We start from the raw sequence: 22,583 nt of genomic DNA on the forward strand, positions 1-22,583 counted from the left end.
CTGATCCTGTACCTCTTCGGTACCCCCGGACAGGACCGCTTCTGGTTCATGTGGGACGACCTCGTCCGCGGCGCCATCGGCGCCGTCGTCCTCGTCGACACCCGCCGTCTCGCCGACTGCTTCCCCGCCGTCGACTACTTCGAAAACAGCGGCCTCCCCTTCGTCATCGCCCTCAACGGCTTCGACGGACACCAGCCCTATACCCCCGAAGAAGTCCGCGAAGCCCTCCAGATCGGCCCGGACGCCCCCATCATCACCACCGACGCCCGCCACCGCGCCGACGCCAAGAGCGCCCTCATCACACTCGTCGAGCATGCCCTGATGGCCCGGCTGAAGTAGCGGTGTTTCCGAGGGGCTTTCGTGAAAGATCGTGAAGGCTCGTGAAGGCGGTCCGTGTCACGTGAAGGCGGGCTGTGTCCTACGACACGGCCCGCCCTTCTCGTTCATAACGTTTCGACAGAGAATTGCCGCCGACCGGACACAGGGTGCGGTCGCCCGGTGCCGCTGCGCTCACAACGGAGCCCATTTTTGCGACGGGTAGCTCTCTATGTCCGTTTTATGCGGGACATAAGGTTCTGTGAATGGCCGATTTCAAGTGTTTGGAGCACGGCCGTTAACCATGCTGGAATTCAACTAACTAGCTAGTAGCACCGCCGGAAGGTTGTTGGTCGAGTGAGGCGAAGCAACTCACGCCCCGCGGGTGAAACCGCGCGCGGCAACTTCACCCCGCCGCAGCGCGCGGCCGCGTCGCCCGTCGACGCGCCCGCGGACCCGCCGGCGAAGAGTGGCAGTACCAGCAGGTTCTCGCCCCGCAACTGGCGTGTGCCGACGCGTCTGAACGCCATCCTGCTCGTGCCCGTCCTCGTCGGACTGGTCATGGGCGGCTTCCAGGTGAAGGGCTCCCTCGACACCTGGAACGAGGCCAAGGACGCCGAGAAGACGGCCCGCATCGTCCAGGCGGCGGCCGAATACGGCCAGGCCCTGCTCAACGAGCGCGACCTCAGTGCCGAGCCGCTGCTGAAGGGCGACACCCGCAGCGACACGGTCGCCAAGGCCCGCGAGGCCACCAACGCCGCCCAGCTGAAGTTCGGGCAGGCCGTCAAGGACCTCCCGAAGAACCAGGGCATGGAACGGCGCCTCGAACTCTTCCGCCAGGAGGAGCCGAAGCTCGAACTGGTCCGCAAGTCGGCCTACGTGGCTCCCGAGTCGGCGAAGAAGAACCCGCCGAACCAGCTGGGCCCGGTCCCGACCGAGGACGGCTACCTGCTCGTCCAGCACTACCTCATGCAGTTCTCGAACGAGCTGGGCCTCGGCACCGGCAACGTGACCAGCTACGGCCGCATGGTCTACGCGATCGAGCTGGCCAAGGCCGCCAACTCGCTCCAGCGCGCCATCGGCACCCACCTGCTGGTCCGGCCGAACCCGGACGAGGAGGTCCGCAAGGCCCAGCTCGTCGCCTTCTCCTCGTACGCCTACCTTGAGGAGATCGCGGTCGGCGAGTACGTCTCCGCCGGTACCGAAGAGGACACCAACCGCCTCAAAGAGGTGATGGGCAAGAAGTCCCAGGAGGGCGCCGCCAAGCTCGCCGAGGCCAAGACCCAGGCCGAGCAGGCGGGCACCCCCTTCAAGGCCCCGCCCATCGTGAACGGCTCCGCGCTCACCGGTATGACCGAGGCGATAGCCGGCGGCGAGAAGAACACCAAGCTGGCCACGATCGGCGTCACCCCTGCCGCCTGGCAGTACGGCGCCACGGCCAAGTTCGAGGGCTACGCCGAGATCGAGAGGGACCTCCTCGACAAGGCCGTCAAGGACGCGGTCGCCGTCTCCGACGAGGCCCGCAACGACGCCATCTGGACCGGCGCCATCGTGGTCGTGGCCCTGCTCGCCGCCTTCATCATGGCCGGCATGATGGCCCGCCAGATGAGCCGCGCGATGCGCCACCTGCGTACCGCCGCGTTCGACGTCGCCGAGCAGCGCCTGCCGATGCTCGTCGACCAGCTCTCGCGCACCGACCCCGGCAAGGTCGACACCCGTGTGGCGCCGATCCCGATCAACTCCCAGGACGAGATCGGCGAGGTCGCCCGGGCCTTCGACCAGGTCCACCGCGAGGCGGTCCGGCTCGCCGCCGAGCAGGCCCTCCTGCGGGGCAACGTCAACGCGATCTTCACCAACCTCTCCATGCGCAACCAGTCGCTGATCGAGGGCCAGCTGACCCTCATCACCGACCTGGAGAACAACGAGGCCGACCCGGACCAGCTGGAGAACCTCTTCCGCCTGGACCACCTCGCCACCCGTATGCGCCGCAACGGCGAGAACCTCCTCATCCTCGCGGGTGAGGAGCCGGGCCGCCGCTGGGACCAGCCGGTTCCCCTCGTCGACGTCCTGCGCGCCGCCTCCTCCGAGGTGGAGCAGTACGAGCGCATCGAGCTCTCGGGCGTCTCGGAGGCCGAGATCCACGGCCAGGCCGTGACCGACCTCGTGCACCTGCTCGCCGAGCTCCTGGAGAACGCCACCACGTTCTCCTCCCCGCAGACCAAGGTCCGCGTCAACGCCACGCGTCTGCCCGACGGGCGCGTCATGGTGGAGATCCACGACAAGGGCATCGGCCTGACCGCCGAGGACTTCGCGGACATCAACCACAAGCTGGCCAACCCGCCGACCGTGGACGCCGCGATCTCCCAGCGCATGGGCCTCTTCGTGGTCGGCCGGCTGGCGGACCGCCACGGCATCCGCGTCCAGCTGCGCCCCTCGGGTGAGGCGGCGGGCACCACGTCGCTGGTCATGCTGCCCGACGCCATCACCCACGGTGGTGGTGGCGAGGGGATCCCGGACGACGACTTCACCGTCTCCTCCATGATCCCGCAGCAGCAGGCGCAGCACAGCGTCCCCATGCGTACGGCGGCCGAGCTCGGCTTCGACGACTCGCGCTACGACAACCAGGGCGCCGACGGAACCCCCCTCGACCCGGTCAGCCGGTCGCTGGGGCAGCAGGAACGCCGGGCCGCGCTGGAGGCCCAGGTCGGCTACGGCCAGGACCAGGGCGAGTACGCCGAGCAGGAGTATGCGGAACCGCAGCCGGAGCACGGGTACCAGCAGTACCCGGAGTACGAGCAGCAGTCCGAGCAGGGGTACGAGCCCGCGTACGGCTCCCAGCAGGCGCACGCGGCCCAGCAGGGCTACGAGGCCTACCCGCAGCAGGACTACGGCTATGCGGAAGCCGGTTACCAGGACGGCGGCCAGGACGCCCAGGCGTACCAGGACGGCTACAAGTCCCAGTCCCCGCAGGCCGAGTGGCCGGAGCAGAACTCCTACTCCAACGGCTACCAGCAGGGATACGGGACCGAATCGGAACCCCTCCCCGCTCCCGAACCCGCCGCGGACCGCGTAGGCTTCGACCGTCCGGGCGCCGCTGCCGACACCGGCCACGAAGTGACCGGAGCGGGCCTGCCGCGACGCGGCAGCCAGCAGCAGTGGCAGTCGGCACAGCGGGAAACGGAGTCCACCGGATCCCTCTTCGAGCAGCGGCCGCAGCGACAGCAGCAGCCCGCCGCCGCGGAGCGGGACGAGGAAGGCAGCGGCTGGCGTTCGAACAACGACGAGCGCTGGCAGCAGGCCGCCAAGCTCCGTGAGCCGAAGGCGGGCGGGGTCACCCCGTCCGGTCTCCCTCGGCGGGTGCCCAAGGCCAACCTGGTCGAGGGCGCGGCGGAGACGACCCCGCAGGGCGGCCCCCAGGTCTCCCGCGCCCCGGAGGACGTCCGCGGCAGGTTGAGCAACCTGCGGCGCGGTGTCCAGCAGGGACGCAGTGCGGGTTCCGAGCAGTCAAGTAACAGCTATGACCAGGAGCGTTAGTGTGAGCCCGATGAGCCAGGCGGCACAGAACCTGAACTGGTTGATCACCAACTTCGTGGACAACACCCCCGGGGTGTCCCACACGGTGGTGGTCTCCGCCGACGGCCTTCTTCTGGCGATGTCCGACGGTTTCCCGCGCGACCGCGCCGATCAGCTGGCGGCCGTGGCCTCCGGTCTGACGTCGCTGACCGCCGGAGCCTCCCGCATCTTCGAGGGTGGCGCCGTCAACCAGACCGTGGTCGAGATGGACCGGGGATTTCTCTTCCTCATGTCCGTCTCCGACGGGTCCTCGCTCGCGGTGCTCGCGCACCCCGAGTGCGACATCGGCCTCGTGGGCTACGAGATGGCCCTCCTCGTGGACCGTGCCGGCAGTGTCCTCACCCCGGAACTGCGCTCGGAGCTGCAGGGAAGTCTTCTCAACTAGCAAACAGGCAGTGCGTTTCGCGTCATCGCACCATAGGGTGCGGTGGCGCGGTTCCACAGGGAGTACTGCGTTCTTGGAGTCGGAGGAGGAAACGTGACAACACCCGGAGGACATCCTTATGGCGGCGCGCAGCAGCCGCAGGGTGGGCACGACCAGAACCGCTTCAACTTCCCGTCCGCTCCCAGCCGGCCCGTGCCGGAGCAGAACCCGTACCAGCAGCAGCCGTACGGCCAGCCCCAGCAGCAGCCCCAGCAGCCGCAGGCGCCCCACCGGCTCCCGCAGCAGCCTCCGCGGGGCTCGCAGCCGCAGGCCGCCAAGGCGCACAACCCGCTGGTGCGTCCGTACGCCATGACCGGCGGCCGTACCCGGCCGCGCTACCAGCTCGCCATCGAGGCGCTGGTCAGTACCACGGCGGATCCCGCGCGTCTGCAAGGGCAGTTGCCCGAGCACCAGCGCATCTGCCGCCTGTGCCAGGAGATCAAATCCGTCGCGGAGATCTCGGCACTTCTCTCCATTCCTCTTGGTGTCGCCCGCATCCTCGTCGCCGACCTGGCGGAGGCGGGCCTTGTCGCCATTCACCAGCCCGGCGGCGACGAGTCTGCCGGTGGCCAGCCAGATGTGACACTGCTCGAAAGGGTGCTCAGTGGACTTCGCAAGCTCTAACGGCGGAGCGGCTCGCTCCACCACCTCCGCGAAGATCGTGGTGGCGGGCGGCTTCGGCGTGGGCAAGACCACGTTCGTCGGCGCGGTCTCCGAGATCAACCCGCTGCGCACCGAAGCCGTCATGACCAGCGCGTCCGCCGGCATCGACGATCTGACCCACACCGGGGACAAGACGACCACCACGGTCGCCATGGACTTCGGCCGCATCACCCTGGACCAGGACCTGATCCTGTACCTCTTCGGTACCCCCGGACAGGACCGCTTCTGGTTCATGTGGGACGACCTCGTCCGCGGCGCCATCGGCGCCGTCGTCCTCGTGGACACGCGGCGTCTGGCGGACTGCTTCCCCGCGGTCGACTACTTCGAGAACAGCGGCCTGCCGTTCGTCATCGCCCTCAACGGCTTCGACGGGCACCAGCCGTACACGCCGGAGGAAGTCCGCGAGGCGCTGCAGATCGGCCCGGACGCTCCGATCATCACCACCGACGCCCGCCACCGCGCCGACGCCAAGAGCGCGCTCATCACGCTCGTGGAGCACGCCCTCATGGCCCGCCTGCGGTAGCCGCCCGGCCGTGCCGCGGCCCGTGTGCAGCAAGGCCCCCGAGTCCGTCCCTACGGACTCGGGGGCCTTCGGCGTTCCCGACCGCTCCCGACGGGCCCGCGCCATGGCCTGCCTCCTCGTACGGGCGCCGCGCGCCGGCCGTTCCCCGGGCATGCGTCAGGCCCCGCACCCGGAAGGGGTGCGGGGCCTGAACGACGGGGCTGCGGTCAGCCCTGCCAGCTGTGCGGGGCGCGGAAGCCCGGGGTGCGCTCCAGGCGGCGCCAGCGGGCCTGGGAGCCGATGCGGTGCACCGGGCGGTCCTCGGGGGTGGAGGCGGCGCGGGCCAGCAGGATCGCGGTGATCGCGGCCAGCTCCTCGGGCTTGGCGTTGCCCTTTTCCACGCGCAGCAGGGCGTCGGTCTTCGACATGGGTGGCAGCTCTCCTTCGCTTCTTACTGCGGCGGGTTGCCGTGCTTGCGGGACGGCAGGTCGGCGTGCTTGCTCCGGAGCATCGCGAGGGCGCTGATCAGCGTCTCGCGGGTCTCGGCGGGGTCGATGACGTCGTCGACGAGGCCGCGCTCGGCCGCGTAGTACGGGTGCATCAGCTCGGCCTTGTACTCCTTGACCATGCGCGCCCGCATCGCCTCCGGGTCCTCGGCCTCGGCAATCTGCTTGCGGAAGATGACGTTGGCCGCGCCCTCGGCGCCCATGACCGCGATCTCGTTGGTCGGCCAGGCGTAGGTGAGGTCGGCACCGATGGACTGGGAGTCCATGACGATGTACGCGCCGCCGTAGGCCTTGCGCAGGATCAGCGAGATGCGCGGGACGGTGGCGTTGCAGTACGCGTACAGCAGCTTCGCGCCGTGGCGGATGATGCCGCCGTGCTCCTGGTCGACACCGGGCAGGAAGCCGGGGACGTCCAGCAGCGTGATGATCGGGATGTTGAAGGCGTCGCACATCTGGACGAAGCGCGCGGCCTTCTCGGAGGCCTCGATGTCGAGGACACCGGCCAGCGTCTGCGGCTGGTTGGCGACGATGCCGACGACCTGGCCGTCGAGGCGGGCGAGCGCGCAGATGATGTTGCGGGCCCAGCGCTCGTGAATCTCCAGGACGTCGCCGTCGTCGACGAGCTCCTCGATGACCTTGTGCATGTCGTACGGGCGATTGCCGTCGGCCGGCACCAGGTCCAGCAGGACGTCCGAGCGCCGGTCGGCGGGGTCGGAGGTCTGGTGGACCGGCGGGTTCTCCCGGTTGTTGGAGGGCAGCATCGTGATGAGGTAGCGGACCTCGGAGATGCAGGTCTCCTCGTCGTCGTACGCGAAGTGCGCGACGCCCGAGGTCTCGGCGTGCACGTCGGCGCCGCCGAGGCCGTTCTGGGAGATCTCCTCACCGGTGACGGCTCGGACGACGTCGGGGCCGGTGATGAACATCTGCGAGGTCTCGCGGACCATGAAGACGAAGTCCGTCAGGGCCGGGGAGTACGCGGCGCCACCGGCGCACGGGCCCAGCATCACCGAGATCTGCGGGATGACACCCGAGGCCTTGGTGTTGCGCTGGAAGATGCCGCCGTACCCGGCGAGCGCCGAGACGCCCTCCTGGATACGGGCGCCCGCGCCGTCGTTCAGGGAGACCAGGGGGGCACCGGCGGCGATGGCCATGTCCATGATCTTGTGGATCTTGGTGGCGTGGGCCTCGCCCAGCGCGCCGCCGAAGATCCGGAAGTCGTGCGCGTAGACGAAGACCGTGCGGCCCTCGACCGTGCCCCAGCCGGTGATCACACCGTCGGTGTAGGGCTTCTTGCCCTCCAGGCCGAAGCCGCTCGCCCGGTGGCGGCGCAGCTGCTCGACTTCCTTGAAGGAACCCTCGTCGAGCAGCAGCGCGATGCGCTCGCGTGCGGTCAGCTTGCCCTTGGCGTGCTGGGCCTCGGTCGCCCGGTCACTGGGGCCGCGCCGCGCCTGCTCGCGCAGGGAGTGCAGTTCGGCCACGCGCCCGCGGGCGTCCGCCGGCTCGCTCGGAATCTGGTCCACAACGGTCATGTACCGACCTTACGAAGCGCGGGGGCAAAAACCTCCGTTGGTTCCGCACAGTCTCGGGTGTGTTCCGCTGTTCGGCCCGGACAGAACCGCAGGGTGATGCGCGAACACCACCAGGCGGGACCCCGACCCTTTGTGGAGGTTCCATAAAACGGCCTGACACCTCGTCCAGATGTTGAAAATTCAACGGAATGGGCCTAGAGTCATTCTCGTTGAACATTCAACGAACTGTCCCAGGACAGCCATCACGCTCCCGAGGAGGAAGCCATGGGTCTCTTCACCCGCCGCAGCCAGGAGAACACCACGACCGCCGTCGCCACGCTGGAGGTGGACCCGGCGCTCGCCGCCCTCACCGGCGACTACACCATCGACGCCGCCCACAGCAGCATCGGCTTCACCGTCCGCCACGCGATGGTCACCAACGTCCGCGGCAGCTTCGGCGCCTACGAGGGAGCCCTCCGGCTGGACGGCGTGGACCCCTCCCGCTCCACCGCCTCCATCGACGTGCAGATCGCCTCCGTCGACACGGGCATCGCCGACCGCGACGCCCACCTGCGCAGCGGTGACTTCTTCGACGCCGAGGCCTTCCCCCTGATGACCTTCCGCTCGACCGAGGCGGCCCGGATCGGGGGCGACACGTACCGGATCACCGGTGAGCTGACCATCAAGGACGTCACCCGCCCGCTCTCCATCGACCTGGAGTTCAACGGCTCGGCCACCGACGTCTACGGCAGCGAGCGCGTCGGCTTCGAGGGCTCCGCCGAGATCCTGCGCTCCGACTGGGGCCTGACCTGGAACGCCGCGCTGGAGGCGGGCGGCGTCATGGTCAGCGACAAGGTGAAGCTGACCTTCGACATCTCGGCGGTCAAGCAGGCCTGAGGCGCCACGGCCGCCGGGCGGGCCCTGCCGGGCCCGGCCTGACCGGAGCGGCAGTTCGGCCGGGGGGCGGCGCTCAGAAGCCGCCCCCGCCATCGAAGCCGCCTCCCCCGTCGAATCCCCCGCCGCCGCCGAAGTCGCCTCCCCCGAAGTCGGAGGGGTTGAAGTCGGCGCCGGAGAAGTCCCCGCCCTCGTAGCCCGCGCCCAGGTCGGAGGCGTAGGCGGGGCCGGACGTCATCATCGAGCCGAGCAGCGTGCCCACCAGCAGGCCGGGCAGGATGCCGCCGCCGAAATAGCCGCCGGCCCACGGTCCGTACGCCGGGCCGGCGTCGTAGTACGGGCGCGGCCCGTACTCGGTGTCGACCGTACGCACCATCGGGTCCTGCCCCTCGCGCAGCCGGACCGCGTCCGCCGCGCACACGGGGACGGTACGCACCGTCCCGCCGGCCGGCGACCACTCCACGTCCTCGGTGCTCGGCCCGTGGCGCGGGTCGAAGAAGCAGGGCGAGCGGCGCTCGGGCAGCGGCCGGCCCTGCCGGCGGGCGTCCAGGCGGGCGAGGGCGAACCGGCCGTCCTCCAGGGCCTGGGTCACTCCCCTGACCTCCTGGGGGTGCTGGACGGAGGCCATGACGGACTTGGCCCGCTCATAGGCGTCGAGACCTTGCGCGTAGTCGGCGCGCATGGCGTCGTCGGCGCCCGGCTCACCGGGATGGAAGTCCAGCCGGTCGAGCTCCTCGCCGAAGGCCGTGATGTCCTCGTCGACGACCACGCGCAGCTTCTCGACGGCCTCCCGCTCCTCCTCTTCCTTCCTCCTGCGGTTGCGGCGCACCACGGCGTACGCACCGCCACCGCCCACCAGGGCCACGGCCCCGAGGGTGATCAGCCCGCCGACCGGGGCGCCGCCGCTGTCGACGCTGCCGCCCCAGGAAGCCGGGGCTCCGCCCCCGACCTGGGCCAGGGCCTGGTCGACGAAGTTGTTCAGCTGGGTGTTCGCGTCCACCGGGCCGCCGGCCTTCACGGCGTCGGTCAGGTTGCGGACGGCGTTGGAGGGCATGACCGCGCGGTCCGCACCGGCGTTGAAGCCGTCGCCGAGCCGGATCGCGTAGAGGCCGGTGATCCCGGTCTCGGCGCGGATCGTGCGCAGCACGCTCGCGGCGGGGAACTCGGAGGTGGCGGGCAGCACGGCCACGAAGACCGGCTTGTCCGCGTCCTTGATCTTCTTGGCGAGCGCGTCCGCCTGCCCCGGCGACAGCTGCGCCGCGGCCCGCGGATCGACATAGACCGGCCCCTTCTTGAGGGCCTCGGCCACGGTGGCGGGCCCGGTGGCGGCCGAGGCCTGCGGCGCGAAGACGAGAGCCGTCGCGCACAGGGCCGGCAGCAGGGCGGAGAGTAGGGACATCAGCCTGGTCCTCATGCTTCCGACGCTACCGGAACCATGACGTTCCCGTGTGAGCCGGACATAAGGCCGCCGCTCCGCAGCAACGGCCCGGGGTCCGCCGGGTTCCCGCCGGGGCGGGGACTACTCGGCCGGTTCCACGCCCGCGCGCAGCAGGCCGTAGGTGAAGGCGTCCTCCAGGGCCTGCCAGGAGGCCGCGATCACGTTCGGGGCGACGCCCACCGTCGCCCACTCGTGGGTGCCGTCCGTCGTCGAGATCAGCACGCGGGTGGTGGACTCGGTGCCGTGCTTGCCCTCCAGGATGCGCACCTTGTAGTCGACCAGCTCGAACTTGGCGAGCTGGGGGTAGAAGCGCTCCAGGGCGACCCGCAGCGCCCGGTCCAGGGCGTTGACCGGGCCGTTGCCCTCAGCCGTCGCGACGATCCGCTCGCCCTTGGCCCACAGCTTGACCGTGGCCTCGTTGGCGTGGGTGCCGTCCGGGCGGTCCTCGACGATGGCCCGCCAGGACTCCGTGCGGAAGTACCTGCGGGCGCGGCCCTCCACCTCGGCGCGCAGCAGCAGCTCGAAGGAGGCGTCGGCGGCCTCGTAGGTGTAGCCCTGGAGCTCGCGCTCCTTGACCCGCTCAACCACCCGCGAGATCAGGGCGCGGTCGCCGCCGAGGTCGACGCCGAGTTCCTTGCCCTTGAGTTCGATGGAGGCGCGTCCGGCCATGTCGGAGACGAGCATCCGCATGGTGTTGCCGACCCGCTCGGGGTCGATGTGCTGGTAGAGGTCCGGGTCGACCTTGATTGCCGAGGCGTGCAGGCCCGCCTTGTGGGCGAAGGCGGAGACGCCCACGTACGGCTGGTGGGTGGAGGGGGTCAGGTTGACGACCTCGGCGATGGCGTGCGAGATGCGGGTCATCTCGGCGAGGGCACCCTCGGGCAGCACCTTTCGCCCGTACTTGATCTCCAGCGCGGCGACGACCGGGAAGAGGTTGGCGTTGCCGACGCGTTCGCCGTAGCCGTTGGCGGTGCACTGGACGTGCGTGGCGCCCGCGTCGACGGCGGCCAGGGTGTTGGCCACCGCGCAGCCGGTGTCGTCCTGGGCGTGGATGCCGAGCCGGGCTCCCGTGTCGGCGAGCACGGTCGCGACCACCGCCGAGACCTGTGCGGGCAGCATGCCGCCGTTGGTGTCGCAGAGGATCACCACGTCGGCGCCGGCCTCGTGGGCGGTTCGCACGACCGCCTTCGCGTACTCGGCGTTGGCGCGGTAGCCGTCGAAGAAGTGCTCGCAGTCGACGAAGACGCGGCGGCCCTGGGCGACCAGGTGCGAGACCGTGTCGCGGACCATCTCCAGGTTCTCGTCCAGCGTGGTGCGCAACGCGAGCTCGACGTGCCGGTCGTGGGACTTGGCGACCAGGGTGATCACGGGCGCACCCGACTCCAACAGGGCCCGGACTTGCGGGTCCTCGGCGGCCGAGCCGCCGGCCCGGCGGGTCGCGCCGAAGGCGACCAGCTGGGCGTGCTTGAAGTCGATCTCGGCGCGGGCGCGGGCGAAGAACTCCGTGTCGCGGGGGTTGGCGCCGGGCCAGCCGCCCTCGATGAAGCCCACTCCGAAGTCGTCCAGGTGCCGGGCGATCGTCAGCTTGTCGGCGACGGTGAGGTTGATGCCCTCACGCTGGGCGCCGTCTCGCAGGGTGGTGTCGAAGACGTGGAAGCTGTCGGTGTCGTCGGTCGGGACCTGTGCCGGCACTGTCGCCTCGGTCGTCGTCATGTTGATCTGACTCCTGTCGGATGAGTGGTTCCGGATACCCGGGTTCCACTGCCCCCATCATCGCGCGCTGTCCGGTCCCGGCAGGAATGGAGCCGGGAAACGAAAAAACCTCTCGCGGGTGCGAGAGGTCTGCGCGCGGGTCTGGGACACGGTGGCCGCCGCCGCGAAGTTCTTCCACGGGTCAGCGGTCGCTGCGGACCGGCGCGCTGCTGCCGATAATCACGAGCTGAGCAAGCACGTCCGCAGTGTGCCACACCGTCTCACCGCGCACGCGAGCCGTCTCACGATACGAGAGCCTCGTCGAGGAACTCCGAGACGTGGGCCAGGATGTCGTCCCGCCCCATGCCGGGCAGGCCCACGGCGACCTGGATGCTGAACCCGTCGAGCAGGGCGCGCAGCCGCGCCCCGAACCGGTCGGGGTCCACGGGCCGGAACTCCCCGCGCGAGATGCCCTCGGCGAGCAGGGCCACCAGGTCGCGGTGCCAGGCGCCCTCGATGGCGGCCTGCCGGTCGCGTTCGCGCGGGCCGGCGTTCTGCGAGCGGTTCCAGACCTCCAGCCACAGGGTCCAGTGCGGATCGCGGGCGCCTTCGGGCACGTACAAGTCGACGTACGCCTGGAGCCGCTCGCGCACCGGACCGCGGCGCGACAGCAGGGCCCGGCGCTCGGTGCCGAGGGCGGCCTCGCTCCACTCCAGCGTCTGCAGCAGGAGCTCGTCCTTGCTGCGGAAGTAGTAGAGGAGGTGGCCGCTGCTCATGCCGACCTGGCGGCCCAGGCCGGCCATGGTCAGCCCGTCCAGGCCGCGCTCGGCGATCGTGGCCATGGCGGCGACGAGTACGTCCTCGCGCGGCGGCGCGTTCTTCCGCGCCGCGCGTACTCCACCCGCCGCCATGGGCCACTCCTCGGAACGTCGTGCCGCAGGTCACACCTTCGGCTGCTGCTGGGTGATGCAGTGGATACCGCCACCCCCGGCGAAAATCGTACGTGCGTCGACGAGGGTCACGGTGCGCTCGGGGAACAGCCCGCGGAAGATCTCGGCGGCCTCCTCGTCACGCGGGTCGTCGAAGGAGCACAGCACCACGCCGCCGTTGCAGAGGTAGTGGTTGATGTAGGAGTAGTCGACCCACTCGCCGTCCTCCTCCAGCACCGTCGGCGCGGGGATCTCCACGACCTCCAGCTGCCGGCCCCGCGCGTCGGTGGACGCGCGCAGGATGGCGGCGATGGTCTTGCAGCGCTCGTGGTCGGGGTGGGCGGGGTCGGGCTGGGTGTGGACCATCACCACGCCGGGGCGGGCGAAGGCGGCCACGATGTCCACGTGGCCCTGCGTGCCGTAGGTGCCGTAGTCGCCGGCCAGTCCGTACGGCAGCCAGATCGCCTTGGTGGTGCCGAGGTGGGCGTGGATCTCCTGTTCGACCTGCTCGCGGGTCCAGCCGGGGTTGCGGCCCTGGCCCAGCTGCACGGTGTCGGTGAGGAGCACGGTGCCCTCGCCGTCCACGTGGATGGCGCCGCCCTCGTTGACGAGCGCGGTGCTGTACGTACGGGTGCCGGCCAGGTCGGAGACGTGGCGGGCGATCTTCGAGTCGTGCTCCCAGCGGGCCCATTCCTGGGCGCCCCAGCCGTTGAAGGTCCAGTCCACGGCGGCCAGCTCGCCGGCGTCGTTGGTGACGAAGGTCGGGCCGATGTCGCGCATCCAGGCGTCGTCGAGCTCCCGCTCGACGAGCACCAGTTCATGGCCGTCGCCCCTTCCGGCGATCGCGCGGGCGCTCTCGGCGTCGCCGGGCGAGACGACGAGGGTCACGGGCTCGTGGCTGCGCACCGCGCGGGCCACGGCTCCCCAGGCCTCGCGGGCCTCGGCGAGCTCCTGCTCGTTGGTGAAGGTCGGGTTGGGGCTGGGCCAGGCCATCCAGGTCCGCTCGTGGGGCGTCCACTCGGCGGGCATCCGGAATCCGTCGGCGACGGGCTTGCTCATGGAAGGGTCCTTACGGGCTGGGCTGGTCACAGGAAGTACAGGCGGTTGAGGGAGACCGAATCGGCCGCTTCGGAGCGCAGCGGGTCACCGTCGAGGGTGACGAGTCCGCTGCGCGCGTCCACATCGACCGCGCCCACCCGGGAGTTGAGGAGGAGGTCCGCGGGGCCGATGCCCCGGGTGCCGCGGACGGCGACCCGGCGGCGGCGCGTGGGCATCCGGTCGCTGCCGAGCCCGGCGGCGGCCGCGGAGACGAAGGCGACGGAGATGTCGGCCGCGGTGGCCCCGTACGAGCCGAACTGCGGGCCGAGGACCAGCGGTTCGCAGGTGTCGGTGGCGGCGTTGGGGTCGCCGGTGACCCCGTACGCCGGGAAGCCGGACTTGAGCACCAGCTGCGGCTTGGCGCCGAAGAACTGGGGGCGCCACAGCACGATGTCGGCGAGCTTTCCGACCTCGATCGAGCCGATCTCGTGGGCCAGGCCGTGGGCGATGGCCGGGTTGATGGTCAGCTTGGCCATGTAGCGCAGGACGCGGGCGTTGTCGTCGCCCTCGCCGTCGCCGGCCAGCGGGCCGAGCTCGCCCTTCATCTTGGCGGCCATGGCGAAGGTCCGGCGGATCGTCTCGCCGGCCCGGCCCATGCCCTGGGCGTCGGAGGAGGTGATGCCGATCGCGCCCAGGTCGTGCAGGACGTCCTCGGCGCCCATCGTCCCGGCGCGGATGCGGTCGCGGGCCATGGCGGCGTCGCCGGGCAGGTCCGGCTTGAGGTCGTGGACGGAGACGATCATGCCGTAGTGCTCGGCGACGGCGTCCCGGCCGAAGGGCAGGGTCGGGTTGGTGGAAGAGCCGATGACGTTCGGCACGCCCGCCATCTTGAGCACGTTGGGGACGTGTCCGCCGCCGCAGCCCTCGATGTGGAAGGCGTGGATGGTGCGGCCGTCCAGGACGCGCAGGGTGTCCTCGACGGAGAGGCATTCGTTCAGGCCGTCGCTGTGCAGGGCGACCTGGACGTCGTGCTCCTCGGCCACGCGCAGGGCGGTGTCGAGGGCGCGGGTGTGGGCGCCCATGTCCTCGTGGACCTTGAAGCCGGAGGCGCCGCCCTCGGCCAGGGCCTCGACCAGCGGGGCCGCGTCGGAGGAGGAGCCGCGGGCCAGGAAGCCGATGTTCACGGGCCAGGCGTCGAAGGCGTTGAAGGCGTGCTTGAGGGCCCACGGCGAGTTGACGCCGACGCCCCAGACGGGCCCGAACTCCTGGCCGATGACGGTGGTGACACCGGCGGCGAGCGAGGCTTCCATGATCCGCGGGGAGAGCAGGTGCACGTGGGTGTCCACGGCGCCGGCGGTGGCGATCAGACCCTCGCCGGAGACGATGCTGGTGCCCGTGCCGACGACGACGTCCACCCCGTCGAGGGTGTCCGGGTTGCCGGCCCGGCCGATGGCGTGGATGCGGCCCTCGCGGATGCCGATGGAGACCTTCTTGATGCCGAGGACGGCGTCGATCACGAGGACGTTGCTGATCACGACGTCACAGGTCTCGCGGACGGCGGCGGCCTTCAGGTGCAGGCCGTCGCGGGCGGTCTTGCCGAAGCCGGCCAGGAACTCGTCGCCCGGCTTCTGGGCGTCGTGCTCGACGCGGACGGTGAGCCCGGAGTCGCCGAGGCGCACCCGGTCCCCGGCGCGGGGGCCGAAGACGGAGGCGTACTCGTGCGGGTCGATGTGCCGGCTGCCCGGCGCGCAGTGGTCGCTGTGCGGGGTCTGGCGGCTCATGCCGGGTTCCCTTCCGGGTGGTCTTCGGTGGCGCCGAGGTAGCCGCAGGCGGCCGCGCGGGCCAGGGCCTCCTCCTTGGCGCCCGGGGCGTCCAGCGGGCCGTCGACCAGTCCGGCGAAGCCGACGGCGATGCGGTCGCCGCCGATCGGGACCAGGCCGACCTCGCCCTCGCCGTGGGGGTCGAACCGGACGGAGGAGCCCGCCGGTACGCACAGCCGCATGCCGTAGGCGGCGGCGCGGTCGAAGTCGAGGCGGGGGTTCGCCTCGAAGAAGTGGAAGTGCGAGGTGACGCTCACCGGCACGGGGGCGGTGTTGCGCACGCGCAGGTGCAGGACGGGCTCCGGCTGCGGGGCCCCGGGGCCCGGGACGACCGCTCCGGGGGCGTCGTCGCCGAGCGAGGCGGCTCCCCGGATCGGGGCCGAGACCACCGCGAGGCGGGAACCGTCGTCGAAAACGGCCTCCACGTGGACCTCGGTGACCACGTCGGCCACGCCCGGCAGGACGTCGTCCGGGCCGAGCACGCCGCGGGCCTCCTCGATGGCCTCCGCCAGCCGCTTGCCGTCCCGGGCCGCCTCGCAGACCGTGTCCGCGATGAGCGCGGTGGCCTCGGGGACGTTGAGCCGCAGGCCCCGGGCCCGCCGGGCCCTGGCCAGTTCCGCGGCGCTGCGCAGCAGCAGCCGGTCGCGCTCCGTAGGGGTCAGCCGCACGCCGATCCACCACCTTTTGAGTCGATGGGTTAGAGCATCACTCTAACTCTTCATTTCCTCGCAGGGAATCATTGACCTGGAGCTGGGCTTAGGTCACATTGAATGTCGCTCAAACATTGCCAGACCCATTGCTGCGCCGTCCCGCCGCCCTGCCAAGGGAGTCCCCCATGCCCATCGAACAGCGCGGAGTCGACACCATCCCGGAGGAGGAGCGGACGAGCGGTCCCCGGGACCTGATATCGATCCTGCTCGGCTCCAACCTCTGTCTCGGTGTGATCGTCTTCGGCTGGCTTCCCCCGTCCTTCGGACTGGGCCTGTGGCCTTCGGTCACCGCCATCGTGACCGGCACCCTCGTCGGGATCGCCTTCACCGCGCCGCTGGCGCTGGTGTCCCTGCGCACCGCCACGAACCTGTCCACTTCCAGCGGCGCCCAGTTCGGCGTCCGCGGCCGGCTCGTCGGCTCCGTCGTCGGCCTGCTGCTCGCACTCGGCTACACCGCGCTGACCCTGTGGATCGGCGGCGACGTGATGGTCGCCACCCTGTCCCGCCTGGTCGGGCTGCCCGACACCGGTCTCACCCGGGCCCTGATGTACGGCGTACTGGCGGCGTTCACCGTCGTCGGCGCCGTCTTCGGCTACCGGCTCCTGCTGCGCATGAGCAAGGTGCTGTCCCTCGGCATGGTGGTCCTGCTGGCCGTCGGCCTCTACGCGTACGCCCCCGACTTCACCGCCGCCGCGCCGCCGGGCACCGAGCTCCTGCTCGGCTCCTTCTGGCCGACCTGGATCCTCGCCGCCGTCGCCGCCGGGCTCAGCGGGCCCGTCGCCTTCATCACCCTGCTCGGCGACTACACCCGCTACATCTCCCCCGCCCGGCACAGCTCCCGCAAGGTCTACTGGGCCACGTGCCTGGGCCTGCTGATCGGCCTGCTGATCCCGCAGCTGTTCGGCACCTACACGGCGCTCGCCGCCAAGGCCGGGGCCGACTACGCCGGGCCGCTGGTCGACGCCGCCCCCTTCTGGTACCTGGTCCCGCTGCTCGCGGCCGCCGCGGCCGGCTCGGTGGGCAACGCCGGGCTGATGCTCTACTCCATGGGCCTCGACCTGGACGCCATCGTGCCCAGGGCCACCCGCGCCAAGGCCACCCTGGTCGCGGCGGGCGTCGCCACCGCGTTCGTCTTCATCGGCTCCTTCGAGTGGGACGTGCAGTCCGCGATGACCTCGTTCGTCCTGCTGCTGACCGCGATCGGAACCCCCTGGGCCGTGATCACCCTCATCGGGTACGTCCGCTGCCGCGGCACGTACGACGCCGATGCGCTGCAGGTCTTCAACCGCCGCTCGGTGGGCGGCGTCTACTGGTACCGGGCCGGCTGGAACACGGCCGCCACCGCCTCCTGGGCCATCGGCGCGGGCGTCGGGCTGCTCGCGGTGACGACCCCCTTCTACGAGGGCCCGCTGCTCGCCCTCACCGGCGGGGTGGACTGCTCCTTCGTCCTCTCCGGCCTGGCGGGCGGCCTGGTCTACGCGGCGTTGACCGCCCGGCGCGCCCCCGCCCCCGCGGCCCCCGCGGCCCCGGCGGCCGCCGCCGAGGAGCCGGCCGCCGTCTGACCGGCTCCCCGTACGTGCGAAAGGCCCGCTCCCCGGATCCGGGGGGCGGGCCTTTCGCACGTACGGGCTCTAGCCCAGCGGGTGCATCCAGCCGTGGGTGTCGGCGGTGTGGCCGGTCTGGAGGTCCAGAAGGGCCTTGCGGAGCTTCATGGTGACCTCGCCGGGCTCGCCGTTGCCCTGGGTCCAGTGGGCGCGCTCGGACTTGACCGAGCCGACCGGGGTGATGACGGCGGCGGTGCCGCAGGCGAACACCTCGGTCAGGGTGCCGTTCTCGTTGTCGCGCTTCCAGTCCTCGGTGGAGATACGTCCCTCCTCGGCGGTGTAGCCGAGGTCGCGGGCGATGGTGAGGAGGGAGTCGCGGGTGATGCCGGGCAGCAGCGAACCGGTCAGCTCCGGGGTGACGATGCGGTCGCCGTACACGAAGTACAGGTTCATGCCGCCCATCTCCTCGATCCAGCGGCGCTCGACGGCGTCGAGCCAGACCACCTGGTCGCAGCCGTGCGAGGCGGCCTCGGCCTGGGCGACGAGGGAGGCCGCGTAGTTGCCGCCGGTCTTGGCCGCGCCCGTACCGCCCTTGACGGCGCGGACGTACTCCTCGGACAGCCAGACGGAGACGGGCTTCACGCCGCCGGGGAAGTACGCACCCGCGGGCGAGGCGATGACCATGAACAGGAACTCGTTGGCCGGGCGGACGCCCAGGCCGACCTCGGACGCGAACATGAACGGGCGCAGGTACAGGGAGGCCTCGCCGGAGGAGGGCACCCAGGCGCTGTCCTGCTTGATGAGCGCGTCGCAGGCCTCGATGAACAGCTCGGTCGGCAGCTCCGGCATCGCCATCCGGCGGGCGGAGGCCTGGAAGCGCTCGGCGTTGGCCTGCGGGCGGAAGGTGGCGACGGTGCCGTCGGGCTGGCGGTAGGCCTTCAGGCCCTCGAAGATCGTCTGCGCGTAGTGCAGGGTCATGTTCGCCGGGTCGATCGACAGCGGCGCGTACGGGACCAGCTCGGCGTCGTGCCAGCCGCGGCCCTCGGTCCACTTGATCGTCACCATGTGGTCGGTGAAGTGGCGGCCGAAGCCGGGGCTGGCCAGGATCGCCTCGCGCTCCGCGTCGGACAGCGGGGTCGAGGAGGGCTTGAGCTCGATCGTGGGCGTCGTCATGAGTGCTTGTCCTTCACCGGTTGTGTATGGCGGACCGCGCTCACGGCGTACTAGGACGTCCGAGCATCCCCGCATTCCGCGGCCTCGCGTTCGATTATCACGCGAGGCCTCGCTGCGGTGAAACGGGGAGAATGCGGCCCAGGGGAGATGGTGGCACCCGGGGCCGTACAGGAAAAGCCGCCGGGGGCGTCGGTCGCGCGACCCGGCGGCTTCCTGAGGTGGAGCTGCCGGGTCAGCCGGCTACCCGAGCGGCGAGCGCGTCGCCGATCTGGTCGGTGGAGCGGAAGGTGCCGTCGCGCTCCGCCAGGTCGGCGGAGACCGCGTCCTCGATGCGGACGGCCTCGGCTTCGTGGCCCAGGTGGCGCAGCAGGAGGGCGACGGACAGGATCGTCGCGGTCGGGTCGGCCTTGCCGGTGCCCGCGATGTCCGGGGCGGAGCCGTGGACGGGCTCGAACATGGACGGGAAGGCGCCGGTCGGGTTGATGTTCCCGGAGGCGGCCAGGCCGATTCCGCCGGTCACGGCGGCGGCCAGGTCGGTGAGGATGTCACCGAAGAGGTTGTCGGTGACGATGACGTCGAAGCGCTCGGGCTGCGTGACGAAGAAGATCGTCGCGGCGTCGACGTGCAGGTAGTCGGTGGTGACCTCGGGGTACTCCTGGCCGACCTTGTCGAAGATGTTCTTCCACATGTGGCCCGCGTACACGAGGACGTTGTTCTTGTGGACCAGCGTCAGCTTCTTGCGGGGGCGGGCGTTGGCCCGCTCGTACGCGTCGCGGACGACGCGCTCCACGCCGTACGCGGTGTTGATGCTGACCTCGGTGGCCACCTCGGCGGGGGTGCCGGTGCGCAGGCTGCCGCCGTTGCCGGTGTACGGGCCTTCGGTGCCCTCACGGACCACGACGAAGTCGATCTCCGGACGGCCGGCGAGCGGGGTGGCCGTGTTCGGGAAGAGCTTCGAAGGGCGCAGGTTGATGAAGTGGTCGAAGGCGAAGCGGAGCTTGAGCAGCAGGCCGCGCTCCAGCACGCCCGAGGGGACCGACGGGTCGCCGATGGCGCCCAGCAGGATCGCGTCGTGGTGCCCCAGCGCCTCCAGCTCCGCGTCGGGGAGGGTTTCACCGGTGCGGTGCCAGCGCTGGGCACCGAGGTCGTACTGCTTGGTCTCCAGCTTCACATCCTGGGGCAGGACCGCGGTAAGGACCTTGAGGCCCTGAGCCACGACTTCCTGGCCGATGCCATCACCGGGGATCACTGCGAGATTGATGCTGGTCGACATGGCGGAACCGTACTCCGTGTCCCAGCCCTCAGACATATTGCGTCCACCATCTGGACGCAACATGTCCTGGGCCGGCTGGTGGGGGCGGCCGTCAGTGGCCGGTGGATCCGCCGTTGTCCCGGCGGTCCAGGGCGCGCTGGAGGGCGGCGGCGGCGTTCTTGCGGTCGGCGTCGGCGGAGGAGGAGTGGCGGACGCGGCGGGCTGCGGTGCGTGCGGTCATGGTGATCGACTCCTTGAGATCACGGCGTGGCGGGGCCACGGATGAGGGGTTCCTTCAAGGCGCCGGAAGAGGCGGGGGCGGGTGCGCCGCAGGGGTTGCCTGCCAGGGGCGCGCGCCATCGGCCGCCATTCGCCGGATCGGCGAGACGTTCGGCTCCTACAAAGCTAGGGCAGCTCCCGCTGTATGTCTCCGCAATTACTTGGGCTTCCTACTATCTGAGACGCCGAAGCCCGCGGAGGGGGCCGGGCCCGGGGTCCGTTTTCAGCGCTGTTCGGAGCGGAGTTCCCTGATCAGAGCCCGTACGGCGAGGGTCGCGGCGGATTCCGGTGTGGTGACGTATCCCACGCGCCTCACCGGCCTCGCAGGACCCAGATCGGTGATCTGCACGGTGTCGCCGGCCTCCCGCAGCGAGAGTTCCGGCAGGATCGCCATGCCGAGCCCGCGTCCCACCATGGTGAGCACCATGGCATCGTCCTCGGCCTTGACCGTGGCCCGCGGGATCCAGTCCTGGGCCTGCCACCACGCCCGGGTGTACGAGCCGCAGTTCTCGTCCCAGTCCAGCAGCGGCAGCGACGTCGGATCCGGGTGGCCGACCGGGTGGACCAGGGCGTACGCCTCCTCGGTGAGCACCCCCGTCAGCAGTCCGGCGGCTCCGGCCTCCGCTTCGTCCCCGCGGGCGCCCAGGGTGGCGATGCCGAGGTCGGCGCGGCCCGCGGCCACCTCCCCGGCGGTGCCGGCGCCGAGCTCGCGCACCACCCGGACCTCGGGGCGGATGCCGGGGTGCCGGGCGGTCAGCCGCTCCAGGGCCGGGGGCAGCAGGTGCAGGGCCGCGCTGCGGAACGCGGCGATGCGCAGCACCCCGGTCACGGCCCCGGCGGAGCCGCCGGCCGCGCCGCGGACCTCCGCGCCGAGGACCTCGTACAGCCGCAGGATCCGGTGGGCGAGGGCGACGGCCCGCTCCCCCGCCGGGGTGGGCGAGGCTCCGGCGCGCCCGCGCTCGAAGAGCACGGCGCCCACCTTGGCCTCGCTGCCGCGCACGGAGTGCGAGACGGCCGACTGGGTGAGGCCGAGGCGGGCGGCCGCTGCCGAGAAGGAGCCGGTCTCGCAGACGGCGACCAGGACCCGGAGTTCATGCGGAGCTAGCTCGGCCACGGCGGCCCTCACCTCGTTCCATGAGCAGATTTCATGCATGTGCGGCTTCCATGAGCCCAACCCTCTGCCCGACCCCTTGATTCCTTCCTAACGTCCTCGCCATGATCGAGAACACCGCTTTCGCCGTCCACCAGATCGCCCGCCCCACCGGCTTCCCCGCCGCCACCGACTTCGCCTGCGTCTCCACCCCGGTCCCCTCCCCCGCCCCGGGCACCGCCCTGGTGGAGAACCTGCTGCTCTCGGTGGACCCGTACCACCGCGGGCTGATGGACGGCGGCGAAGGCGGCTTCGAGCTGAACGCCCCGCTGGAGGGCCGGGCCGTGGGCCGGGTCCTCGCCTCCCGGGACCCCGGGCTGCGCGAGGGCGACCTGGTCTTCCACCGCGAGGGCTGGCGTACGCACGCGCTCGTCACCCTGGGCCTGGACGGCGCCCGCAGGCTCCGCGGCCACGAGGGCGTCCCCCTGGAGGCGTACCTGAGCATCCTCGGCGGCACCGGCCTGACCGCGTACGCCGCCCTGACCCGGACCACCCGGCTCCGGGAGGGGGAGGACCTCTTCGTCTCCGCCGCGGCGGGCGGGGTCGGCACCGCGACCGGGCACATCGCACGACTGCTGGGAGCGCGCCGGATCATCGGCAGCGCGGGGTCGGCGGCGAAGGTCCGCCACCTCACCGAGGTCCTCGGCTTCGACGCGGCCTTCGACTACCACGACGGCCCGGTCGGCGAGCAGCTGGCGAAGGCCGCGCCCGAGGGCATCGACGTGTACGTGGACAACGTGGGCGGGGACCACCTGGAGGGCGCGATCGACGCGCTGCGCGAGTACGGGCGCATCGCCTGGGTCGGCGCGATCTCGATGTACAACGGGGACCGCTCCCCGGCCGCCCCGCGCAACCTCTTCGAGGTCGTGCACAAGTCGCTGCGCATGGAAGGGGTATTGGTTCGCAACCACACCAATCTCCAGGACGAGCTGGAGGACTTCCTCGTGCCCCATCTGCGCAGTGGCCGCATCGGCACCGACACCACCGTTGTGCAGGGATTCGATCACACCGTGGAGGCATTTCTGGGCATGCTCCGAGGGGACAACCTGGGCAAGATGCTGGTCCGCGTCGGGGACTGATTCCCGCCACCTCGACGTTCACCGACTCCTTGCCGCACGGATGTAGACCTTTGGCCCGGCGCCCGTCACTCTGTGCCTCAATGTGCCGACCCGG

General features: G+C 71.0%; 20 protein-coding genes. 8 read left to right on the forward strand and 12 right to left on the reverse strand.

Annotation, left to right across the window (positions count from 1 at the left end):
- The 5 genes from AC0666_RS00005 to AC0666_RS00025 all read left to right on the forward strand — a co-directional run.
- A partial coding sequence (locus tag AC0666_RS00005; protein WP_361726162.1) for a GTP-binding protein occupies positions 1-339 on the forward strand: 339 nt, incomplete at its 5' end.
- 333 nt (positions 340-672) lie between these two features.
- Positions 673-3,849 (forward strand): sensor histidine kinase, encoded by a 3,177-nt coding sequence (locus AC0666_RS00010; RefSeq protein ID WP_468963414.1) that lies wholly within the window; start codon positions 673-675, stop codon positions 3,847-3,849.
- Between the two features lie 10 nt (positions 3,850-3,859).
- On the forward strand, positions 3,860-4,273 hold the full coding sequence (locus tag AC0666_RS00015) for a roadblock/LC7 domain-containing protein (RefSeq protein ID WP_008739857.1): 414 nt from the start codon (positions 3,860-3,862) through the stop codon (positions 4,271-4,273).
- Between the two features lie 93 nt (positions 4,274-4,366).
- Entirely contained in the window at positions 4,367-4,936 is a 570-nt protein-coding gene (locus AC0666_RS00020) for a DUF742 domain-containing protein (protein ID WP_468581245.1), read from the forward strand.
- The gene (locus AC0666_RS00025) at positions 4,917-5,498 is read left to right on the forward strand and encodes a GTP-binding protein (RefSeq protein ID WP_037792108.1); all 582 of its coding nucleotides are present in this window, start codon (positions 4,917-4,919) and stop codon (positions 5,496-5,498) included. The genes AC0666_RS00020 and AC0666_RS00025 overlap by 20 nt, the downstream gene beginning before the upstream one ends.
- 206 nt (positions 5,499-5,704) lie before the next feature.
- On the opposite strand, the gene AC0666_RS00030 is transcribed toward AC0666_RS00025, so the two are convergent.
- Together AC0666_RS00030 and AC0666_RS00035 are read right to left on the reverse strand one after the other, a co-directional pair.
- Positions 5,705-5,905, reverse strand: a complete 201-nt coding sequence (locus tag AC0666_RS00030; protein WP_468581246.1) for an acyl-CoA carboxylase subunit epsilon — start codon at positions 5,903-5,905, stop codon at positions 5,705-5,707.
- A 23-nt stretch (positions 5,906-5,928) separates the two neighbouring features.
- Positions 5,929-7,512 (reverse strand): acyl-CoA carboxylase subunit beta, encoded by a 1,584-nt coding sequence (locus AC0666_RS00035; protein WP_361717417.1) that lies wholly within the window; start codon positions 7,510-7,512, stop codon positions 5,929-5,931.
- 264 nt (positions 7,513-7,776) lie between these two features.
- Here AC0666_RS00035 and AC0666_RS00040 point away from each other — a divergent pair, with 264 nt between their 5' ends.
- On the forward strand, positions 7,777-8,388 hold the full coding sequence (locus AC0666_RS00040; RefSeq protein WP_468963413.1) for a YceI family protein: 612 nt from the start codon (positions 7,777-7,779) through the stop codon (positions 8,386-8,388).
- Between the two features lie 73 nt (positions 8,389-8,461).
- Here AC0666_RS00040 and AC0666_RS00045 read toward each other — a convergent pair whose 3' ends face one another.
- The 6 genes from AC0666_RS00045 to ureA all read right to left on the reverse strand — a co-directional run bounded on the left by AC0666_RS00045 (position 8,462) and on the right by ureA (position 15,970).
- Positions 8,462-9,799, reverse strand: coding sequence for a hypothetical protein (locus tag AC0666_RS00045; RefSeq protein WP_478706825.1), 1,338 nt, complete (start codon positions 9,797-9,799; stop codon positions 8,462-8,464).
- A 105-nt stretch (positions 9,800-9,904) separates the two neighbouring features.
- A complete protein-coding gene (gene cimA, locus AC0666_RS00050) occupies positions 9,905-11,536 on the reverse strand; it encodes a citramalate synthase (RefSeq protein WP_468963411.1) in 1,632 nt (543 codons plus the stop codon).
- A 281-nt stretch (positions 11,537-11,817) separates the two neighbouring features.
- On the reverse strand, positions 11,818-12,426 hold the full coding sequence (locus AC0666_RS00055; protein ID WP_468581251.1) for a TetR/AcrR family transcriptional regulator: 609 nt from the start codon (positions 12,424-12,426) through the stop codon (positions 11,818-11,820).
- 30 nt (positions 12,427-12,456) lie between these two features.
- A complete protein-coding gene (locus tag AC0666_RS00060; RefSeq protein WP_478706826.1) occupies positions 12,457-13,503 on the reverse strand; it encodes an agmatine deiminase family protein in 1,047 nt (348 codons plus the stop codon).
- A gap of 26 nt (positions 13,504-13,529) precedes the next feature.
- Positions 13,530-15,263, reverse strand: a complete 1,734-nt coding sequence (locus AC0666_RS00065) for an urease subunit alpha (protein WP_361717433.1) — start codon at positions 15,261-15,263, stop codon at positions 13,530-13,532.
- Positions 15,260-15,970: an urease subunit gamma gene (gene ureA, locus AC0666_RS00070; protein WP_468963409.1), complete on the reverse strand. Its 711-nt coding sequence runs from the start codon at positions 15,968-15,970 to the stop codon at positions 15,260-15,262. The genes AC0666_RS00065 and ureA overlap by 4 nt, the downstream gene beginning before the upstream one ends.
- A gap of 167 nt (positions 15,971-16,137) precedes the next feature.
- Here ureA and AC0666_RS00075 point away from each other — a divergent pair, with 167 nt between their 5' ends.
- Entirely contained in the window at positions 16,138-17,574 is a 1,437-nt protein-coding gene (locus AC0666_RS00075) for a cytosine permease (protein ID WP_468581255.1), read from the forward strand.
- A 69-nt stretch (positions 17,575-17,643) separates the two neighbouring features.
- Here AC0666_RS00075 and AC0666_RS00080 read toward each other — a convergent pair whose 3' ends face one another.
- From AC0666_RS00080 to AC0666_RS00095, 4 genes are all read right to left on the reverse strand, one after another.
- Entirely contained in the window at positions 17,644-18,729 is a 1,086-nt protein-coding gene (locus AC0666_RS00080; protein WP_468963408.1) for a branched-chain amino acid aminotransferase, read from the reverse strand.
- Positions 18,730-18,961: 232 nt separating this feature from the next.
- Complete coding sequence (locus AC0666_RS00085; RefSeq protein ID WP_468963407.1) at positions 18,962-20,002, reverse strand: 3-isopropylmalate dehydrogenase; 1,041 nt, start codon at positions 20,000-20,002, stop codon at positions 18,962-18,964.
- 91 nt (positions 20,003-20,093) lie between these two features.
- Entirely contained in the window at positions 20,094-20,222 is a 129-nt protein-coding gene (locus AC0666_RS00090) for a hypothetical protein (RefSeq protein WP_356853685.1), read from the reverse strand.
- Between the two features lie 261 nt (positions 20,223-20,483).
- Positions 20,484-21,413, reverse strand: a complete 930-nt coding sequence (locus AC0666_RS00095; RefSeq protein ID WP_478706827.1) for a LysR family transcriptional regulator — start codon at positions 21,411-21,413, stop codon at positions 20,484-20,486.
- Between the two features lie 62 nt (positions 21,414-21,475).
- Between AC0666_RS00095 and AC0666_RS00100 the strand changes: the two genes are divergently transcribed.
- On the forward strand, positions 21,476-22,489 hold the full coding sequence (locus AC0666_RS00100; protein WP_478706828.1) for an NADP-dependent oxidoreductase: 1,014 nt from the start codon (positions 21,476-21,478) through the stop codon (positions 22,487-22,489).
- Positions 22,490-22,583: the final 94 nt, after the last annotated feature.

The sequence above is a fragment of the Streptomyces sp. NPDC043680 genome (genome assembly GCF_056436685.1).

Coding starts and splice junctions, on each gene's coding strand:
- AC0666_RS00015 (WP_008739857.1), top strand. CDS start 3,860: ATGAGCCAGGCGGCACAGAACCTGAACTGGTTGATCACCAACTTCGTG.
- AC0666_RS00030 (WP_468581246.1), bottom strand. CDS start 5,905: ATGTCGAAGACCGACGCCCTGCTGCGCGTGGAAAAGGGCAACGCCAAG.
- AC0666_RS00035 (WP_361717417.1), bottom strand. CDS start 7,512: ATGACCGTTGTGGACCAGATTCCGAGCGAGCCGGCGGACGCCCGCGGG.
- AC0666_RS00040 (WP_468963413.1), top strand. CDS start 7,777: ATGGGTCTCTTCACCCGCCGCAGCCAGGAGAACACCACGACCGCCGTC.
- AC0666_RS00045 (WP_478706825.1), bottom strand. CDS start 9,799: ATGAGGACCAGGCTGATGTCCCTACTCTCCGCCCTGCTGCCGGCCCTG.
- cimA (WP_468963411.1), bottom strand. CDS start 11,536: ATGACGACGACCGAGGCGACAGTGCCGGCACAGGTCCCGACCGACGAC.
- AC0666_RS00055 (WP_468581251.1), bottom strand. CDS start 12,426: ATGGCGGCGGGTGGAGTACGCGCGGCGCGGAAGAACGCGCCGCCGCGC.
- AC0666_RS00060 (WP_478706826.1), bottom strand. CDS start 13,503: ATGAGCAAGCCCGTCGCCGACGGATTCCGGATGCCCGCCGAGTGGACG.
- AC0666_RS00065 (WP_361717433.1), bottom strand. CDS start 15,263: ATGAGCCGCCAGACCCCGCACAGCGACCACTGCGCGCCGGGCAGCCGG.
- AC0666_RS00075 (WP_468581255.1), top strand. CDS start 16,138: ATGCCCATCGAACAGCGCGGAGTCGACACCATCCCGGAGGAGGAGCGG.
- AC0666_RS00080 (WP_468963408.1), bottom strand. CDS start 18,729: ATGACGACGCCCACGATCGAGCTCAAGCCCTCCTCGACCCCGCTGTCC.
- AC0666_RS00085 (WP_468963407.1), bottom strand. CDS start 20,002: ATGTCGACCAGCATCAATCTCGCAGTGATCCCCGGTGATGGCATCGGC.
- AC0666_RS00090 (WP_356853685.1), bottom strand. CDS start 20,222: ATGACCGCACGCACCGCAGCCCGCCGCGTCCGCCACTCCTCCTCCGCC.
- AC0666_RS00095 (WP_478706827.1), bottom strand. CDS start 21,413: ATGCATGAAATCTGCTCATGGAACGAGGTGAGGGCCGCCGTGGCCGAG.
- AC0666_RS00100 (WP_478706828.1), top strand. CDS start 21,476: ATGATCGAGAACACCGCTTTCGCCGTCCACCAGATCGCCCGCCCCACC.